This window comes from Curtobacterium sp. PhB172, from assembly GCF_003752545.1.
Classification (GTDB): domain Bacteria; phylum Actinomycetota; class Actinomycetes; order Actinomycetales; family Microbacteriaceae; genus Curtobacterium.
Genome location: NZ_RKIF01000008.1, coordinates 1 through 18,745, shown reverse-complemented (window position 1 = coordinate 18,745; position 18,745 = coordinate 1). Strand labels below are relative to the sequence as shown.

The window sequence follows — 18,745 nt, the reverse complement described above, 5'->3', positions numbered from 1 at the left end:
GGGGTGCTCGCGCTCCGACGCGCGGTCGCGGTCAGAGCCAGTCGCGGGCCTTGAAGACGCGGTAGAGCACGAGCGACGACGCGACGATGAGCGCGAGCGAGACGTACAACCCGCTCCACGCACCCTCGCCCGGGAACGTCACGTTCTGCCCGAAGAAGCCGGTGATGGCGGTGGGGATCGCGATGATCGCGGCCCAGCTCGTCACCTTCTTCATCACGGTGTTCTGCCGGTTCGACGCCAGGTTGAGGTTCGTGTCGAGGACACTCGAGACGGCGTCGCGCAGTTGCTCGACGGAGTCCGAGATCGACACCAGGTGGTCCTCGACGTCGCGGAAGTAGGGCCGGATGCCGTCCGAGATCGTCTCCGCGTCGCCGTGCAGCAGCGACGCGACGCTGTCGCGGGTCGGGACGACGAGCCGCCGCAGCACGCCGAGGGCCTTGCGGAGGCGGAACGACCGGCGTTGGATCTGCTGTTCGCGGGCGTTGCCCCGCTCGAACAGGTCGTCCTCGAGGTCGTCGATCCGTCGCTCGATGTCCTCCACGGTCTCGGTGGCGTGGTCGACGACGGCGTCGAGCAACGCCCAGACGAGCCACGGCACACCGTGCTCGGCCACGTCCGCGTTCGCGTCGAGCCGGTGCTCCATCGCGGCGGTGTCGACGTCGGCCCCGTGGATGGTGACGAGGGCGTGCTCGGTGACGAACGCCTTCACCTCGTGGGTGACGAGCTCACCGTCCTCGCCGAGACCGCCGACGTCGTAGACCACGAGGAACAGGCTTTCGCGGTACCGGTCGAGCTTCGGGCGCTGGCCCTGCTCGACGGCGTCCTCGACGGCGAGGGCGTGGATGCCGAGCTCCTGTTCGACCTGCACGAGGTCGTCGTGCACCGGGTCGGTGTAGTCGACCCAGACGAAGGTGTCCGCGTCGGCGACGAGGTCCGAGACCCGGTCGACCGGGAAGTCCCGTTCCGCCGCGTCGCCGTTCCGCCACGCCCGTGTCCTGACCATGCGCGTCAGCCTAGTGAGACGGCCGGCCCGGGGATCCCAGGCCGGCCGTCGTCGCGTGCGGTGGTGCGTCAGTAGGCGGAGACGAGCTTCCCGTCCTCGACCTTCAGGTACTGGTTCACGTCGAAGCTGTCCTCACCGTGCTCCGCGTCCCCGAAGTACGAGGTGTAGTCGTACTCGACGACACCGTCCTTCGTGCTCTGCACGACGACCGTGCCCGAACCGGAGGCCTCGACCTCGATCTCCGGCATGGTCGTGACGTCGTAGCGCACCGCACCGTCGGCGTCGTACGGGCCGTACCAGGGGCACCCGCTCAGTGCGCTGAGGTCGGTCTTCTCCGCGCAGCCGTCGATCAGGTCGGACACGTACCGCTCGGCGTCCTGCTGCAGCGCCTTCGTGGCGGTGGGGGTGAAGTCGACGTACCCGGAGGACGTCGCGCCGACCGACACCTGCTCGGTGCCGCCGGTGAAGTACTTCGTCCCGCCGACCTGCACCTCGTAGGTGCCGGGGTAGGCGAGCGAGGTGAACCGGCCGTCGCTGATCTCGCCGATCTCCTTGCCGCCGACCGTGACCGGTGCGCCCTCGAGCACCTCGGACGCGGTCAGGGTGACGGTCTGGGCGAGCGGCTCGGTGACGCGCCACTCGTCCTTCACCAGGAACGCGGTGCCGGTGCGGCGGAGGCTGACCGGGCCGGAGCGGTTCTTGCCGTCCTGGGTGTAGCTCACCGTGGCCACGGCGTTGTCACCGCTCGTCGAGACGCGGCCCACGCGGATGTCCGACGGGCGGTCCTTCGCGCTCTTCAGCACCGCGGTGTCGAGCATGGCGGCGTCGGCCGGTACCTCGCTGAGTCGCGCGGCGGTGTCGGCGTCGCCCTTCGCGATGGCCTGGACGTAGGACTTCACGGTCGGGGCCGGACCCCACACGTTGGCCCGGAGCACCCCGGTGGTGACGGCACCCGCGATGACGACGACGACCACGGCGCCACCGGCGATGAGCGAGCGGACCAGGACCTTCTTGGCGCGCGGCGACATCGGAGCGGGTGCGGGAACGCCGCCGCCGACGAAGGGCTGTTCCGGCTGACCGGGGTGGCCGACGCCGGGCGTCGCCGCCCACGCTGCTGCTGCCGGGTCGCCCGCGGGCGCCGCCGACGGGAACGCAGGGTCTGCCGGCGGGAACGCCGGGCCGGCCGGCGGAAATGCCGAGCCGGCCGGCGGGGACGCCGGAGTCGCTGCCGGGAAGGTCGGTGCGGCCGTGGGGCGCGGGTCCGCTCCGACGAGGCGCGAGATCCGCAGCACCACGCCACCGCCGAGGCGGGGGAGCAGCACGGGCGCGAGGTACCGTGCCACGGCCTCGATCGCGCCGCCCCACAGCGCGAACACGAGCGGCGTCCACGGTGCGATCCCGATCGAACCGGTCCCGCTGACGGCGCTGATGCCCGTCGCCTGGTAGGACACCAGCCCGGTGCCGAGCACGAAGAGCAGGAGTCCGAGGGCGAACCAGACGACCGGGGTCACGACCCAGTCCAGCGTGGTGCGGAACCGGTCGTTGCGGCGGACGGCGAGTGCGAGGCCCGCGACGACCGAGGTCACGACGACGAGCAGGACGACGAGCCAGGTCCAGCCGCCGGCGCCGCCGAAGACCGACGCCGTGCTGCCCGCCGAGCCGAAGCCGGACAGCCCGACGCCGCCGAGGAACCCGAGGGCGGTGAGGCCGACCGCGACGTTGCCGACGAGCACCGGCAGCGCTGCGCCCCACGAGGGCTGTGCGACCAGGGCGACGACGATGACGACGACCGTCACCAGCACGACGAGCACCGTGAGCTGCGACGCCGCGACGCGCAGCGTGCCGAGGACGCGACCGGCGAACACGTTCCGGCCGAGGAGGGCCGACGGGCGTGCGAACACCGCTGCGAGTGCGCCGATCACGAAGGCGCCGAGGATGCTGCCGAGGCCGACCGCGTGCACGGGGTCGATGGAGGCGCCGGAGACGGCGGGGAACCGGATGGCGAGGATGCCCGCGGCGGCGTTGGTCAGCACCGTGGTCACCAGCCCGGACAGGACGGCGGTCAGCAGGATCGGGGTGCGCCCGAGGCCGCGGGTGCGGATGCGACGGGTGAGCACGACGGCCAGCACGACCTGCGCGGCGAGCACGAGCGCCGGGACGACCGCGAGCGCGCCCGACCCTGACCCGAGGAAGCCGATCGAGCCGGACAGGTGCAGGCGGCCGAGGTCGGCGAGGGCGACGAGCTGGGCGGGGGTGCCGAGCAGGACGCTGACGCCGGACAGCAGCGACTGGACGTCGGGGGTGCTCCCGGCGCCGAGGTCGGTCCCGGTGCCGGTCGACCCCGACCCGACGGATCCGGATCCGGATCCGCCCGCTGCCAGCACGGCGACGGTGAGGAGCAGCGAGATCGCGGCGACCACGTAGGCGGCGACCCAGCCACCGACGGCGGCGAGCACGGCCGCCAGCCAGTCACGGCTGGACACGGACCGCAGCAGGCGACCGAACGCATCCGACGACTGCGGGCCGGGCTGCCCCGGCGGGACGGGCGGGTTCGGCGGGTTCTCGCTCATGGCTGGTGGGTCCTCTCCGACCGGGAGGCCGATGCCGCACGCCAGCACCCGTGTCCCCCCGACACGCACCCGCAGCGTAGCGGAACCCGCCGATCCGCCGTGAATCCGCTGTCCGGGCGCTGGTAGGTTCCCACCGTGTCTGCGCCTTCTCGTTCCTCCACCAAGTACGCCTTCGTCGTCGCCTCGAACCGCCTGCCGGTGGACCGGGTCGTCGACCAGGACGGCAACGAGGGATGGCGGCACTCGCCCGGTGGCCTCGTCACCGCCCTCGAGCCCGTGATGCGCGCGAACGACGGGGCCTGGGTCGGCTGGGTCGGCCAGCCCGAGGTCGAGGTCGAGCCGTTCGACAACGAGGGCATCCACATCGTGCCGGTCCCGTTGTCCGACGACGACGTCGAGGAGTACTACGAGGGCTTCAGCAACGACACCCTCTGGCCGCTCTACCACGACGTCATCGAGCACCCGAGCTACCACCGCGACTGGTGGAACGCGTACAAGCGGGTCAACGAGCGCTTCGCCGCCCAGATCGCCGAGATCACCGAGCAGGACGGCATCGTCTGGGTGCAGGACTACCAGCTGCAACTCGTGCCGGCACTGCTCCGGGCCAAGCGTCCCGACCTGACGATCGGCTTCTTCAACCACATCCCGTTCCCGCCGGTCGGCATCTACGCCCAGCTGCCCTGGCGCGCGCAGATCCTGGACGGCCTGCTCGGCGCCGACGTCATCGGCTTCCAGCGCCACGACGATGCGAGCGACTTCCTCCGCGCGGTCCGTCACATCAAGGGCTACACGACGAAGGGGCAGACGATCGACGTCCCCGTCGACGACCCGGACGCGCCGCGCAGCCGCAAGGGGATCACGGTCCGCCACGTCGAGGCCCGGCACTTCCCGATCTCGATCGACGCCGAGGCCTTCGAGGACATCGCGCGCCGTCCCGAGGTGCAGGAGCGTGCCCGCGAGATCCGCGAGAGCCTCGGCAACCCGAAGACGGTGCTGCTCGGGGTCGACCGCCTCGACTACACCAAGGGCATCCGGCACCGCATCAAGGCCTTCGGCGAGCTCGTCGAGGACGGCCGCATCAAGGTCGAGGACGCCGCCCTCATCCAGGTCGCGAGCCCGAGCCGCGAGCGCGTCGACACCTATGCCACGCTCCGCGACGAGATCGAGCTGAGCGTCGGCCGCATCAACGGCGACCTCGGGGTCATCGGCCACCAACCGATCTCGTACCTGCACCACGGCTACCCGCGCGAGGAGATGGTGGCGCTCTACCTGGCCGCCGACATCATGCTCGTCACCGCACTGCGCGACGGCATGAACCTCGTCGCGAAGGAGTACGTCGCGGCCCGCTTCGACAGCGACGGGGTGCTCATCCTGTCCGAGTTCGCCGGTGCCGCCGACGAACTGAAGCAGGCCGTCATCGTCAACCCGCACGACATCGGCGCGCTGAAGGACAGCATCGAGCGCGCGATCGAGATGCCGCGCCGCGAGCGCTCGACACGCATGCGTGCGCTCCGGAAGCGCGTGCGTGACAACGACGTGGCGCGCTGGTCGCGCTCGTTCCTCGAGGCGCTCGACCGGCACGCGCCGCGGAACGCCCAGCTCGACCCGTCCGCCACCGACCCGGCGGACCGACACCGTGAGGCGCAGACCGACAACATGTCGATCTTCGACCAGGACGCCCAGTCCGCCAGGGCTGCCGAGGACACCCGGGAGGCACGTGATGACTGAGACCACCACCGACCAGACCGCCATCGACACGGCTCTCGAGACGCTCGCGGCTGCGCCGCGACTCATCGTCGCCCTCGACTTCGACGGCACGCTCGCGCCGTTCGCCGACGAGCCGTCGCAGGTGGGCGCCCTGCCGGGCTCGTGGGCAGCGGTCCTGACCCTGCACCGTGCGAAGGACACCGAGGTCGTGCTCGTCTCCGGTCGTCCGCTCGGCAGCCTCGCGGCCGTGTCGCACGCGCCGCAGGACATGGCGCTGGTCGGGTCGCACGGTGTCGAGTGGCGCGTGGACGGCCACGACGAGGCCGCCCTGACCGACGACGAGGTCGCCCGGGTCGCACGGATCGGTGCGGCGCTCGACGAGGTCGGCGCGCGGTACCCCGGCGTCGTCATCGAGCACAAGCCGGCCGGCCACGGCGTGCACACCCGTCGCGTGAGCGCCGAAGTCGCCGCGCAGGCGAACGCCGACGCGAGCCGCGCGGCGCACGAGGCCGACGCCGACGTGCTCGAGCGCGGTGGCAAGGACATCGTCGAGTTCGCCGTCCGGCACGTCACGAAGGGCGACGCGATCGCCCGGCTGCGCGAGCTCCACGGTGCCGACGCGGTGTTCTTCGCCGGTGACGACGTCACCGACGAGGACGGCTTCCGCGTGCTCGCCGACGGCGACGTCGGCGTGAAGGTGGGCCCGGGGGAGACCCGTGCCGGGTACCGCATCGCGGACCCGGCGGCGCTGACGGGTGTCCTGAAGCAGCTCGCGAGGATCCGTGCGACGCGCTGACCAGGGTGATCCGGGCCTCCCGGTCGGACTCCAGAACATGCGAACGCATGTTGTTGTCCAACTGGTATCCCAAAGCGTCCTAGACTCGCTCCATGCCTGATATCGACGTCAAGCCGCGCAGCCGGGTCGTCACCGACGGGATCGAAGCAACCACCTCGCGTGGCATGCTGCGGGCCGTCGGTATGGGAGACGAGGACTGGAGCAAGCCGCAGATCGGCATCGCGTCCTCGTGGAACGAGATCACGCCCTGCAACCTCTCGCTCGACCGCCTCGCACAGGGCGCCAAGGAAGGCGTCCACTCCGGCGGCGGCTACCCGCTGCAGTTCGGCACCATCTCCGTCTCGGACGGCATCTCGATGGGCCACGAGGGCATGCACTTCTCGCTCGTCTCGCGCGAGGTCATCGCCGACAGCGTCGAGACCGTCGTCAACGCCGAGCGCCTCGACGGCACCGTCCTGCTCGCCGGCTGCGACAAGTCCCTGCCGGGCATGCTCATGGCCGCCGCACGCCTCGACCTGGCGAGCGTGTTCCTGTACGCGGGCTCGGTCATGCCGGGCTACGTGAAGCAGGCCGACGGCACGATGAAGGAAGTCACGATCATCGACTCCTTCGAGGGCGTCGGTGCCTGCAAGGCGGGCACCATGTCCGAGGAAGAGCTGAAGAAGATCGAGTGCGCCATCGTCCCGGGCGAGGGTGCCTGCGGTGGCATGTACACGGCCAACACCATGGCGAGCGTGGCCGAGGCCCTCGGCATGTCGCTGCCGGGCTCCGCCGCCCCGCCGAGCGCCGACCGCCGCCGTGACTACTACGCGCACCGCTCTGGCGAGGCCGTGGTGAACATGCTCGAGCACGGGATCACCGCCCGCCAGATCCTGACGAAGGAAGCCTTCGAGAACGCGATCGCCGTGGCGATGGCCCTCGGAGGCTCCACCAACGTCATCCTGCACCTGCTCGCCATCGCCTACGAGGCCGAGGTCGAGCTGTCGCTGGACGACTTCAACCGCATCGGTTCGAAGGTCCCGCACCTGGCCGACATGAAGCCCTTCGGCAAGTACGTCATGGTCGACGTCGACCGCAACGGCGGCATCCCGGTGATCATGAAGGCGCTGCTCGACGCCGGCCTGCTGCACGGTGACTGCCTCACCGTCACGGGCAAGACCGTCGCCGAGAACCTGGCCGAGATCGACCCGCCGGCGCTCGACGGCGAGGTCTTCCGCACGCTCGACAACCCGATCCACGAGACCGGCGGCCTGACCGTCCTGCAGGGGACCTTCGCCCCCGAGGGTGCCGTGGTGAAGACCGCGGGCTTCGACGCCGAGGTGTTCGAGGGCCCCGCGCGGGTGTTCGACCGCGAGCGTGCCGCGATGGACGCCCTCACCGAGGGCAAGATCCAGAAGGGCGACGTCGTCGTCATCCGCTACGAGGGTCCCAAGGGCGGCCCGGGCATGCGGGAGATGCTCGCCATCACCGCAGCCATCAAGGGCGCGGGCCTCGGCAAGGATGTACTACTCTTGACCGACGGACGATTCTCAGGCGGCACAACCGGCCTGTGCATCGGCCACATCGCACCCGAGGCAGTGGACGCAGGTCCAGTTGCCTTCGTGCGCGATGGCGACCGCATCCGTGTCGACATCGCGGCTCGCTCGCTCGACCTACTGGTCGACCCGACCGAGCTGGAGGCCCGCCGTGACGGCTGGGCCCCGCTGCCCCCGCGCTACACCCGCGGAGTCCTCGCGAAGTACGCCAAGCTCGTGAAGTCCGCCGCCCAGGGCGCGGTCACGGGCTAGCGTTCGACACACGCACCATCGCCACCTCTCCAGGCAAGGACCACCTCATGCCCACGGAAGCAACTCCGCTGTCCGCGGCCGCCGGTGCACGCCGGTCGCCGGAGATCCTGACCGGCTCGGGAGCCGTCCTCCGGACGCTCGAGCACCTCGGGATCACCGACGTCTTCGGCCTGCCGGGCGGTGCCATCATCCCGTTCTACGACGAGCTCATGGCGTCGAAGACGATCCGCCACATCCTCGTCCGCCACGAGCAGGGCGCCGGCCACGCCGCCGAGGGCTACGCCTCGGCGTCCGGCAAGGTCGGTGTCGCCATCGCGACGTCCGGCCCCGGTGCGACGAACCTCGTCACGGCCATCGCCGACGCCTACATGGACTCGGTGCCCTTCATCGCGATCACCGGCCAGGTGTTCTCGACGCTGATGGGGACCGACGCGTTCCAGGAAGCCGACATCGTCGGCATCACGATGCCGATCACGAAGCACTCGTTCCTGGTCACGGACCCGGCCGACGTTCCGGCGACCCTGGCCGCGGCGCACCTCATCGCGACGACCGGTCGGCCTGGCCCCGTGCTGGTCGACATCACGAAGGACGCCCAGCAGAAGTCGGCGCCCTACGTCTGGCCTCCCAAGATCGACCTGCCCGGCTACCGACCGGTCACCAAGGCGCACGGCAAGCAGATCACCGCGGCCGCGCAGCTCCTGTCCGAGGCCGAGCGTCCGGTGCTCTACGTCGGTGGCGGCGTGATCCGCTCCCGCGCGACCGCCGAGCTGCTCCGCTTCGCCGAGGCGACGGGGGCGCCCGTCGTGACGACGCTGATGGCACGCGGTGCCTTCCCGGACTCGCACCCGCAGCACCTCGGCATGCCCGGCATGCACGGCACCGTCCCGGCGGTGCTCGGTCTGCAGGACAGCGACCTGATCATCGCGCTCGGTGCCCGCTTCGACGACCGCGTGACGGGCAAGGCCGACGAGTTCGCGCCGAACGCCAAGGTCGTGCACGTCGACATCGACCCGGCCGAGATCTCGAAGATCCGCTTCGCCGACGTCCCGATCGTGGGCGACGCCCGTGAGGTCCTGGTCGACCTGCTCGACGCGTGGGGCGGCATCGCCGTCGACGACCGCGCCTCGACGGCCGACTGGTGGACGAAGCTCCGCCAGCTCAAGGTCGACTTCCCGCTCGGGTACGCCGAGCCGACCGACGGGCTGCTCGCCCCGCAGGCCATCATCAAGCGCATCGGCGAGCTCTCCGGTCCCGAGGCCGTCTACGCCTCGGGTGTCGGGCAGCACCAGATGTGGTCGGCGCAGTTCATCAAGTACGAGCGTCCGAACGCCTGGCTGAACTCCGGCGGCGCGGGCACGATGGGCTACTCCGTCCCCGCGGCGATGGGCGCGAAGGTCGCCCAGCCGGAACGCGTGGTCTGGGCGATCGACGGCGACGGCTGCTTCCAGATGACGAACCAGGAACTCGCGACCTGCGTCATCAACGACATCCCGATCAAGGTCGCGATCATCAACAACTCGTCGCTCGGCATGGTGCGGCAGTGGCAGACGCTGTTCTACGACGGCCGCCACTCGTTCACCGACCTCGAGACCGGTCACGACTCGCGGCGTGTGCCCGACTTCGTGAAGCTGGCGGACGCGTACGGCGCCCTCGGCATCCGCGTCGAGAAGGCCGACGAGGTCGACGCCGCCATCCAGCTCGCACTCGAGACGAACGACCGCCCCGTGGTGATCGACTTCGTCGTGAGCCGTGACTCGATGGTCTGGCCGATGGTCCCGCAGGGAGTCAGCAACTCGTCCATCGAGTACGCCCAGGCCCTCGCACCCACCTGGGACGACGAGGACGCCGACATGACGGGGGAAACCGCATGAGCCACGTCCTGTCCCTCCTCGTCGAGGACAAGCCCGGTCTGCTGACCCGTGTCGCGGGCCTGTTCGCCCGCCGCGGGTTCAACATCGAGTCGCTCGCCGTCGGCAACACCGAGGTCGACGGCCTCAGCCGGATCACCGTCGTCGTCGACGTCGAGGACCTCCCGCTCGAGCAGGTGACGAAGCAGCTCAACAAGCTCGTCAACGTCATCAAGATCGTCGAACTGGACTTCTCGCAGTCCGTCCAGCGCGAGCACATGCTCGTGAAGGTCCGTGTCGACAACCAGACACGGTCGGCCGTGCTCGAGGCAGTGAACCTGTTCCGCGCACAGGTCGTCGACGTCGCGAACGACTCGCTCATCGTCGAGGTGACCGGAGACCCCGGCAAGATCCAGGCGATCCTCCGCGTCCTCGAGCCCTACGGCATCAAGGAGCTCGCCCGTGCGGGACTCCTCGGCATGGGCCGCGGACCGAAGAGCATCACCGACCGGGTGCGCTGACCAGCGGTCCGCCACCCCCACAATCCACCAGAACCAAGGAGACACACCCTCGTGACTGACATCGTGTACGACGCCGACGCCGACCTGACGCTCATCCAGGGCAAGAAGGTCGCCGTCATCGGGTACGGCTCGCAGGGCCACGCCCACGCCCTCAACCTCCGTGACTCGGGTGTCGAGGTCAAGATCGGCCTCAAGGAGGGCTCGAAGAGCCGCCAGAAGGCCGAAGAGGCCGGCTTCGAGGTCCTCACCCCGGCCGACGTCACCGCCTGGGCCGACGTCGTCGTCATCCTCGCGCCGGACCAGGTCCAGCGCATCGTCTACGCCGACGACATCCGTCCGAACCTCAAGCCGGGCGCGACGCTCGTCTTCGGCCACGGCTTCAACATCCGCTTCGGCTACATCGAGGCGCCCGAGGGCGTCGACGTGTCGCTCGTCGCCCCGAAGGGCCCGGGTCACACCGTCCGTCGCGAGTACGAGGCCGGCCGTGGCGTCCCCGTGATCGTCGCCGTCGAGGTCGACGCGTCGGGTTCCGCCTGGGACCTCGCCTGGTCGTACTCGAAGGCCATCGGTGGGCTGCGCTCCGGCGGCATCAAGACGACCTTCACCGAGGAGACCGAGACCGACCTGTTCGGCGAGCAGGCCGTCCTGTGCGGTGGTACCTCGCAGCTCATCCAGTACGGCTTCGAGACCCTGGTCGAGGCGGGCTACCAGCCGCAGATCGCGTACTTCGAGGTCCTGCACGAGCTCAAGCTGATCGTCGACCTGATCTGGGAGGGCGGCCTCACCAAGCAGCGCTGGTCGATCTCCGACACCGCCGAGTTCGGTGACTACGTCTCCGGCCCGCGCGTGATCTCGCCCGACGTCAAGGAGAACATGAAGGCGGTGCTCGCGGACATCCAGAACGGTGCCTTCGCGAAGCGCTTCATCGACGACCAGGACGCCGGCGCACCCGAGTTCAAGGCGCTCCGCGCCAAGGGCGAGGGCCACCCGATCGAGGCGACCGGCCGCGAGCTCCGCGCGCTCTTCGCGTGGAAGCAGAACGACGGCGACTACGTGGACGGCTCGGCAGCGCGGTAGTCTTCCGAGGAACACTCGATGACGAGGCGGCGGTGCAGCCCTTGCACCGCCGCCTCGCGACGTGACCCGAACGTTATGCAGCAGCTCTTCTCCAGCCCCGACGCCGTGGACCGGCGTCCCGTCGGCGTGCGCCCGGACGATGTGCGACAGCCGTCGTCCGCGGTCCGCACGAGCGGTCAGGGGCGGACCGACCAGCATGGGATGATCATCGGATGGCGGTGACGAAACGAGCGGTCCACATCGGCGCCGGCAAGATCGGGCGTGGGTTCGTGGGCCAGTTCCTCGTGGCGAGCGGCTACGAGCTCACCTTCGTCGACGTCGACGACCGTGTGGTGTCCGCGTTGAACGAAGCCGGACGCTTCGTGGTGCACGAGGTCGGCGAGATGCCGGTCGAGCACCTCGTCTACGGCTTCCGGGCGCTCAGCAGCAAGACCGACCGCGACCGCGTGATCCAGGCGATCGCCGAGGCGGACGTCGTGACGACCGCCGTCGGTGCCCGGACGCTCCCGCTCGTCGCACCGCTCATCGCCGAGGGACTCGCGGCACGTCCGCTCGAGCGCGGCGACGTCACGATCGTGGCGTGTGAGAACGCGTTCAACGCCACCGACTCCCTGCACGCGAGCATCCGGCGGGCGCCGGTGCTCGAGGACCGCGACATCGCCGCGGTCTTCGCGAACTGCGCCATCGACCGGATCGTCCCCGACCAGTCCGGCGTGCTCGGGCAGTCCGGCGGCCTCGACGTCGTGCTCGAGCCCTTCTACGAGTGGGTCATCGAGCGCACGCCGTTCCTCGGCTCCGACGCCGAACCCCCGACGATCGAGGGCGTCACCTGGGTCGACGACCTGCAGCCCTTCGTCGAGCGCAAGCTCTACACGGTGAACACCGCGCACGCGACGGCCGCCTACCACGGCTACGTCCGGGGCATCCGGCTCATCCGTGAAGCCCTCGAGGACGACGCCGTCCGTGCCGAGGTCGACGGCGTGCTCGCCGAGACCACCGCGCTCCTTGTTGCGAAGCACGGCTTCGACCCGGAGGACCACGCTCGGTACGTCGCGGCGAACCTGTCGCGCATCGCGAACCCGCACCTGCCCGACACCACCGTGCGCGTCGGACGCAACCCGCTCCGCAAGCTCGGCCGACGCGAGCGCTTCGTCGGTCCCGCCGCGCAGCTCGCCGAACGCGGGTTGCCGGTCGAGCACCTGCTCGGGGCCGTCCGCGTCGCGCTCGCGTTCGACGACGAGAACGACCCGGAGTCGATCGAGCTGCACGCGCTGCTCCGCTCCGGCGCGACGGCGCACGCGCTCACCGAGATCCTCACCGGCCTGATGGAGAGCCACCCGCTCTTCCCCGCCGTGCGCGACGTCGTCGCCGAGGTGCTCGCGACGCAGCCCGCCGACGCCTGAGCGCACCTCCCACCGGGAACCCGTGGTCTCCCCGTGCGCCGGTCCCTCGTAGGATCGAGGCATGAACACGGCAGCATCCCCACCCGACGGGTCGGTCGACCCGGACGTGACGAACGCCGTCGACCACGACGACGAGGCGCTCAGCTGGGGTGACGCCGACGACGCCACCCACGTCGACGCCGCGCACAACCCGGTCGCCGTCAAGGACCGTGGCGACCGCGACCCCGAGGCACCGGAGACCTCCGGCGCCCTCGTCGGGTTCGGCGTGTTCGGTGGGCTCTACCTGCTCTACACGGTCGCCTGGCTGCTGACGGCGTCGACCTCGTACGTCTCGGGTGTCGACACCGTCCTGACGGTCTTCGTCGAGGTGCTCCGGTTCCTCGCCATCCTGGCGCCGGCGCTGTGGTTCACGGTGGTGCTGTGGGCCGCCCGCGGCAGCCGGACCCGGACACGACTGCTCTGGATGCTGCTCGGTGCCGTGGTGCTGTTCCCGTGGCCGTTCCTGCTGACGCGGAGCTTCGGGTGACCGCCGCGACGCCGGTCGGCCGCCGGTCGCGCGGTCCGGTCGTCGGCCGCATCGCGGTCTGGCTCGTGTTCGCCGTGCTGTTCGCCTACATGACGGTGCAGGCGGTGGGGAACCTCACGCAGATCTCGCAGCGGGTGGACGAGTTCAACGCGTTCCTCGCGACCACCTCCGGTGGCGAGTCGCTGCAGGCCAGCACGCCCTGGCTGTGGCTGGTCCTGGACATCCTGATCGCCCCGGTCGCCTTCGTGGTCGCCCTGGTGATCACGCGTCGTGCGCGGCTCGCGGTCACCCTCGCCGTGTTCGTCCTCGCCTTCGCGGCGGCGGGCGCCCTCTGGCTCGACCTGCAGCTGTTCGTGCCGAGCCTGCTGCAGTTCTAGGCGCCCGCGGTCGTAACGGGCCGCGCACGTCGATAGCATGGTGGGATACCAACCGTCTCTCGTGAGGAAACAGCAGCTGTGTCGAAGCCGGTCGTCCTGATCGCCGAAGAACTCTCGCCCGCCACGGTCGACGCCCTCGGGCCCGACTTCGAGATCCGGAACGTGGACGGCACCGACCGCCCCGCGCTCCTGTCGGCCCTCGCCGACGCGGATGCCGTGCTGGTGCGTTCCGCCACCAAGGTCGATGCCGAGGCGATCGCCGCGGCCCCGAACCTCAAGGTCGTCGCCCGTGCCGGTGTCGGCCTGGACAACGTCGACATCAAGGCGGCGACCACCGCCGGTGTCATGGTGGTGAACGCGCCGACGTCGAACATCATCTCCGCCGCCGAGCTCACCGTCGGGCACATCCTGTCGCTCGCCCGCCACATCCCGGCCGCGCACGCGTCGCTCGCCGCCGGTGCGTGGAAGCGCTCGTCGTACACCGGCGTCGAGCTCTACGAGAAGACCGTCGGCATCATCGGTCTCGGCCGCATCGGCGCGCTCATCACGCAGCGCCTGCAGGCCTTCGGCGTCCAGGTGATCGCGTACGACCCCTACGTCACGACGGCCCGCGCCCAGCAGCTCGGGGTCGAGCTCGTCTCGCTCGACGACCTGCTGCGGCGTGCCGACTTCGTCACGATCCACATGCCGCGCACGCCCGAGACCCTCGGCATGATCTCGGACGACCAGTTCGCGCTCATGAAGCCGACGGCGTTCGTCGTGAACGTCGCCCGCGGCGGCCTGATCGACGAGGACGCCCTGCACCGTGCACTGACCGCGAACACCATCGCGGGTGCCGGTCTCGACGTCTTCGTGTCGGAGCCCCCGAAGGACTCCCCGCTCGTCTCACTGCCCAACGTCGTCGTCACGCCGCACCTGGGTGCCTCGACGGACGAAGCGCAGGAGAAGGCCGGCGTCTCGGTCGCCAAGTCGGTGCGTCTCGCCCTCGGCGGCGAGCTCGTGCCGGACGCGGTCAACGTCGCCGGCGGCGTCATCGACCCGTACGTCCGCCCCGGCATCCCGCTCGTCGAGAAGCTCGGCCAGGTCTTCACGGCCCTCGCGACGTCGCCCGTCACGAGCATCGACGTCGAGGTCCACGGCGAGCTCGCCGAGTACGACGTCAGCGTGCTCAAGCTCGCGGCGCTCAAGGGCGTCTTCACCGACGTCGTCAGCGACCAGGTCTCCTACGTCAACGCCCCGCTCATCGCGGAGCAGCGCGGTGTCACCGTGCGGCTCATCACCGAGACCGACAGCCCCGAGTACCGCAACGTGCTCACGATCCGCGGCGCCCAGTCCGACGGCCCCGCGATCAGCGTCTCCGGCACGCTCACCGGCCCCAAGCAGGTCGAGAAGCTCGTCGAGATCAACGGGCACGACGTCGAGGTCCCGCTCGACCGGCACCACGTCGTCATGGAGTACGTCGACCGCCCGGGCATCGTCGCGGTCTACGGCAAGGAGTTCGGTGAGGCCGGCATCAACATCGCGGCGATGCAGATCTCGCGCGAAGCCGCCGGCGGCCAGGCGCTCAGCGTCCTCACCGTCGACTCGCCGGTGCCCGCCGAGATCCTCGAGCACGTCGGCCGGGCGATCGACGCCTCCTCGCTCCGCGAGATCGACATCACGCTCTGATGGCCGTCCGGACGCTCCAGCTCGCGGTGATCCGCGGGGACGGCATCGGTCCAGAGGTCGTCGACGAGGCCCTCAAGGTCCTGCACGCCGTGACCCCGGACGACCTCGTCATCGAGGAGACCCCGTTCTCCCTCGGTGCGACGCACTACCTCGAGACCGGCGACATCCTCACCGAGGACGACATGTCCGCCATCGCGTCGCACGACGCGATCCTGCTCGGAGCGGTCGGCGGGGACCCCCGCGACCCCCGGCTCGCCGGCGGGATCATCGAGCGTGGGCTCCTGCTGAAGCTGCGCTTCGCGTTCGACCACTACGTCAACCTGCGACCGACCAAGGTCCACGACGCCGTCGCGACGCCGCTCGCCGACCCGGGCGCGGTGGACTTCGTCGTCGTGCGCGAGGGCACCGAGGGGCCGTACGTCGGCAACGGGGGAGCGATCCGCATGGGCACGCCGCAGGAGATCGCGACCGAGGTCTCGCTGAACACCGCGTTCGGTGTCGAGCGAGTCGTCCGCTACGCCTTCGACCTGGCGAACCGTCGGGCACGGAAGCACCTCACGCTCGTGCACAAGAGCAACGTCCTGGTGCACGCCGGGGCCCTGTGGCAGCGCACGGTCGCGGCCGTCGGGGCGGAGTTCCCGGACGTCACGGTGGACTACCAGCACGTCGATGCGGTCACCATCCACATGGTGCGGGATCCTGCTAGGTTCGACGTCATCGTCACCGACAACCTCTTCGGCGACATCATCACCGACCTGGCCGGCGCGATCAGCGGCGGCATCGGTCTGGCGGCCTCGGGCAACATCAACCCGGACGGCACCTTCCCCAGCATGTTCGAGCCGGTCCACGGCTCCGCGCCAGACATCGCGGGTCAGCAGAAGGCCGATCCCACGGCCGCCATCCTCTCCGTCGCACTGCTGCTCGACCACATCGGTCGCAGCGACCTCGCGACGGCGGTGACGCGGGCCGTCGAGGCGGACCTGGCAGACCGGGGCACCACGCAGCGTCGCACGGCCGAGATCGGCGACGCCATCGCCGCCGCGGCCACGGCACGCACCACCACCGCCTGAGAAGGAGCCCTCCCCATGAGCACCGACACCGCCTTCGGACTCGAGTTCGCCACCACCCCGTCCGCGGACCGTCGCGCCGCCGCCGAGCGCGAGGAGATCCTCGCCGACCCGGGTTTCGGCAAGCACTTCACGGACCACATGGCCACCGTCGAGTGGACGCTCGACGGCGGTTGGCACGGTGCCTCGGTCCACCCCTACGGCCCGCTCTCGCTCGACCCCAGCGCCAGCGTGCTGCACTACGCGCAGGAGATCTTCGAGGGACTCAAGGCGTACCGGCACGCGGACGGGTCGGTGTGGTCCTTCCGCCCGGACGCCAACGCTCGTCGGTTCCAGCGGTCGGCCCGTCGGCTGGCGCTGCCGGAACTGCCGGTCGAGGCCTTCGTCGAGTCGATCCGGCAGCTCGTGCAGACCGACGTCGACTGGGTGCCGTCCGCGCCCGAGACGAGCCTGTACCTCCGGCCGTTCATGATCGCGACCGAGTCGTTCCTGGGGGTGCGTGCTGCGCAGGCGGTGGCGTACCACTGCATCGCGAGCCCGGCCGGGGCGTACTTCACCTCGGGCCCGAAGCCGGTCTCGATCTGGCTCTCGACCCAGTACGCCCGCGCCGGCAAGGGCGGGACCGGTGCCGCCAAGACCGGTGGCAACTACGCGTCGTCGCTGCTGCCCCAGCAGGAGGCCTACGAGCACGGGTGCCAGCAGGTCATGTTCCTCGACTCGGTCGAGGGCAAGTACCTCGAAGAGCTCGGGGGCATGAACGTCGTGCTCGTGAAGTCCGACGGCACGCTCGTCACGCCGGACTCCGACTCCATCCTCGAGGGCATCACGCGCGACTCGATCCTGCAGTTGGCAGAGGACCGCGGGCTCACGGTCGAGAAGCGCCGGGTGACCCTCGACGAGTGGCGTGACGGTGTGGCCGACGGCTCCATCACCGAGGCGTTCGCCTGCGGGACGGCCGCCGTCGTGACCCCGATCGCGGAGCTCCGCGGCGAGGGCTTCACGATCGGTTCGCCGACCGAGGGCGCCGGGGAACTCACGATGTCCCTGCGCGACGAGCTCACCGACATCCAGTACGGCCGTCGTCCCGACCCGCACGGGTGGATGACGAAGCTGACCGACGCGTCCTGATCGACGTCCGAGCGTGGGTAGGGTCGAACGGTGAAGATCGCACGGTTCAGCAGCAAGGGTGAAGACCCCCGGTACGGCATCCTCGACGAGCGGCACCTGGTGGTGCTCGCCGGAGACCCGATGTACCAGGGGTTCGAGACCACGGGGGAGCGTGTCGCACTCGCCGACGCCAAGCTCCTCGCCCCCGTCATCCCGCGGTCGAAGGTCATCGGGGTGGGGCTCAACTACCTCGAGCACGCCTCGGAGATGGACGAGCGCGCCGGCGACGACCCGGTGGTGTTCCTCAAGCCGAACACCTCGGTGATCGGACCCGACGAACCCATCCGTCTGCCGGCGGACATCGGCCGCGTCGACCACGAGGGCGAACTCGCCATCGTGATCGGATCGCTCGCCAAGAACGTCCGGCGCGAGGACTTCGCGAGCGTCGTGCTCGGGTACACGATCGCCAACGACGTGACCGCCCGCGACCTGCAGGCCCGCGACGGCCAGTGGACCCGTTCGAAGGGGTTCGACACCTTCTGCCCGCTCGGTCCGGTGATCGAGACCGAGATCGACCCGTCGGACATCCGCATCGAGACCCGCGTGGACGGCGACCTGCGCCAGGCGGGCTCGACGAACGAGATGGTCCACGACATCCCCTCGTTGGTCGAGTTCGTGTCGTCGATCTGGACCCTGCTGCCCGGTGACGTCATCCTGACCGGTACCCCCGCCGGGGTCGGCCAGATCCGCGACGGCGAGGTCGTCGAGGTGACGATCTCGGGCATCGGCACGCTCAAGAACCCGGTGATCGCGCGCCACTGACCTGGCTCGTCACCACGACGGCCCGTTCCCCCTCGGGGGAGCGGGCCGTTCCGCGTGCGGGGCCGTTCCGGGCGACACGCCCGGGATGCGGCCTGGCTTGGCGCAGCCGTTCGTCCCTGCGTAAAGTAATCACTCGTTGCCACGGCGGCGTAGAACGGAACGGCTGAGACGGTCACTGGGTTTACCCGGGGATCTTGTCCGCCACGGTTCTTCCCCGGGCAGCGGATTCACCAGCCTCTCTGGCGGAGCATCTTCGGGTGTCGAGCGGGGGAGTGCGTCTGGTCCTTGAGAACTCAACAGCGTGCACATTGTCAATGCCAATTTATTGATTGACCTCGTGCCTGGGCAGCTTTGGTTGTTCAGGTCATGATGCAATTCCTTTTGGATTGAAGATTGTCAGTAGACAGTCAACAGTCAGAATCAACTCGGTCTGATGCCCTTTGGGGTGTTGGGTCTGTATTTTTTTA

At 70.0% G+C, this 18,745-nt stretch carries 15 protein-coding genes; 13 read left to right on the top strand and 2 right to left on the bottom strand.

Annotated features, from left to right (window positions below):
- Nucleotides 1–31: 31 nt before the first annotated feature.
- A complete protein-coding gene (locus EDF42_RS09780) occupies nt 32–1,003 on the bottom strand; it encodes a magnesium transporter CorA family protein (RefSeq protein WP_123672214.1) in 972 nt (323 codons plus the stop codon).
- Between the two features lie 68 nt (nt 1,004–1,071).
- Nucleotides 1,072–3,573 (bottom strand): hypothetical protein, encoded by a 2,502-nt coding sequence (locus EDF42_RS09775; RefSeq protein ID WP_123672213.1) that lies wholly within the window; start codon nt 3,571–3,573, stop codon nt 1,072–1,074.
- A 135-nt stretch (nt 3,574–3,708) separates the two neighbouring features.
- Between EDF42_RS09775 and otsA the strand changes: the two genes are divergently transcribed.
- From otsA to EDF42_RS09710, 13 genes are all read left to right on the top strand, one after another.
- Nucleotides 3,709–5,301: an alpha,alpha-trehalose-phosphate synthase (UDP-forming) gene (gene otsA / locus EDF42_RS09770; RefSeq protein WP_123292265.1), complete on the top strand. Its 1,593-nt coding sequence runs from the start codon at nt 3,709–3,711 to the stop codon at nt 5,299–5,301.
- Nucleotides 5,294–6,076, top strand: a complete 783-nt coding sequence (otsB, locus tag EDF42_RS09765) for a trehalose-phosphatase (RefSeq protein ID WP_123339004.1) — start codon at nt 5,294–5,296, stop codon at nt 6,074–6,076. Before otsA ends, otsB begins: the two co-directional genes overlap by 8 nt.
- A gap of 92 nt (nt 6,077–6,168) precedes the next feature.
- Complete coding sequence (ilvD, locus tag EDF42_RS09760) at nt 6,169–7,863, top strand: dihydroxy-acid dehydratase (RefSeq protein ID WP_123292267.1); 1,695 nt, start codon at nt 6,169–6,171, stop codon at nt 7,861–7,863.
- Nucleotides 7,864–7,910: 47 nt separating this feature from the next.
- The gene (locus EDF42_RS09755; RefSeq protein WP_123339005.1) at nt 7,911–9,734 is read left to right on the top strand and encodes an acetolactate synthase large subunit; all 1,824 of its coding nucleotides are present in this window, start codon (nt 7,911–7,913) and stop codon (nt 9,732–9,734) included.
- On the top strand, nt 9,731–10,231 hold the full coding sequence (ilvN, locus tag EDF42_RS09750) for an acetolactate synthase small subunit (protein ID WP_022907763.1): 501 nt from the start codon (nt 9,731–9,733) through the stop codon (nt 10,229–10,231). Before EDF42_RS09755 ends, ilvN begins: the two co-directional genes overlap by 4 nt.
- Nucleotides 10,232–10,282: 51 nt before the next feature.
- Nucleotides 10,283–11,308 carry a ketol-acid reductoisomerase gene (gene ilvC, locus EDF42_RS09745; protein WP_111085939.1) on the top strand — a complete coding sequence of 342 codons (1,026 nt, stop codon included), beginning with the start codon at nt 10,283–10,285 and terminating at the stop codon, nt 11,306–11,308.
- A 212-nt stretch (nt 11,309–11,520) separates the two neighbouring features.
- Nucleotides 11,521–12,711 (top strand): mannitol-1-phosphate 5-dehydrogenase, encoded by a 1,191-nt coding sequence (locus tag EDF42_RS09740; protein ID WP_123292269.1) that lies wholly within the window; start codon nt 11,521–11,523, stop codon nt 12,709–12,711.
- Between the two features lie 61 nt (nt 12,712–12,772).
- Nucleotides 12,773–13,237, top strand: coding sequence for a hypothetical protein (locus EDF42_RS09735; protein ID WP_111085937.1), 465 nt, complete (start codon nt 12,773–12,775; stop codon nt 13,235–13,237).
- The gene (locus EDF42_RS09730; RefSeq protein WP_123672212.1) at nt 13,234–13,614 is read left to right on the top strand and encodes a hypothetical protein; all 381 of its coding nucleotides are present in this window, start codon (nt 13,234–13,236) and stop codon (nt 13,612–13,614) included. The genes EDF42_RS09735 and EDF42_RS09730 overlap by 4 nt, the downstream gene beginning before the upstream one ends.
- A gap of 78 nt (nt 13,615–13,692) precedes the next feature.
- Nucleotides 13,693–15,282: a phosphoglycerate dehydrogenase gene (serA, locus tag EDF42_RS09725; RefSeq protein ID WP_123292272.1), complete on the top strand. Its 1,590-nt coding sequence runs from the start codon at nt 13,693–13,695 to the stop codon at nt 15,280–15,282.
- Nucleotides 15,282–16,352, top strand: a complete 1,071-nt coding sequence (locus tag EDF42_RS09720; protein WP_123672211.1) for a 3-isopropylmalate dehydrogenase — start codon at nt 15,282–15,284, stop codon at nt 16,350–16,352. Before serA ends, EDF42_RS09720 begins: the two co-directional genes overlap by 1 nt.
- A gap of 15 nt (nt 16,353–16,367) precedes the next feature.
- Nucleotides 16,368–17,477, top strand: coding sequence for a branched-chain amino acid aminotransferase (locus EDF42_RS09715; protein WP_123339009.1), 1,110 nt, complete (start codon nt 16,368–16,370; stop codon nt 17,475–17,477).
- A gap of 30 nt (nt 17,478–17,507) precedes the next feature.
- A complete protein-coding gene (locus EDF42_RS09710; protein ID WP_111085932.1) occupies nt 17,508–18,278 on the top strand; it encodes a fumarylacetoacetate hydrolase family protein in 771 nt (256 codons plus the stop codon).
- Nucleotides 18,279–18,745: the final 467 nt, after the last annotated feature.

Bases quoted from the DNA above. Each gene is read 5' to 3' on its own strand.
- EDF42_RS09775 (WP_123672213.1), bottom strand. From the start codon at position 3,573: ATGAGCGAGAACCCGCCGAACCCGCCCGTCCCGCCGGGGCAGCCCGGC.
- otsB (WP_123339004.1), top strand. From the start codon at position 5,294: ATGACTGAGACCACCACCGACCAGACCGCCATCGACACGGCTCTCGAG.
- ilvD (WP_123292267.1), top strand. From the start codon at position 6,169: ATGCCTGATATCGACGTCAAGCCGCGCAGCCGGGTCGTCACCGACGGG.
- EDF42_RS09780 (WP_123672214.1), bottom strand. From the start codon at position 1,003: ATGGTCAGGACACGGGCGTGGCGGAACGGCGACGCGGCGGAACGGGAC.
- EDF42_RS09735 (WP_111085937.1), top strand. From the start codon at position 12,773: ATGAACACGGCAGCATCCCCACCCGACGGGTCGGTCGACCCGGACGTG.
- EDF42_RS09720 (WP_123672211.1), top strand. From the start codon at position 15,282: ATGGCCGTCCGGACGCTCCAGCTCGCGGTGATCCGCGGGGACGGCATC.
- EDF42_RS09755 (WP_123339005.1), top strand. From the start codon at position 7,911: ATGCCCACGGAAGCAACTCCGCTGTCCGCGGCCGCCGGTGCACGCCGG.
- ilvN (WP_022907763.1), top strand. From the start codon at position 9,731: ATGAGCCACGTCCTGTCCCTCCTCGTCGAGGACAAGCCCGGTCTGCTG.
- EDF42_RS09740 (WP_123292269.1), top strand. From the start codon at position 11,521: ATGGCGGTGACGAAACGAGCGGTCCACATCGGCGCCGGCAAGATCGGG.
- EDF42_RS09715 (WP_123339009.1), top strand. From the start codon at position 16,368: ATGAGCACCGACACCGCCTTCGGACTCGAGTTCGCCACCACCCCGTCC.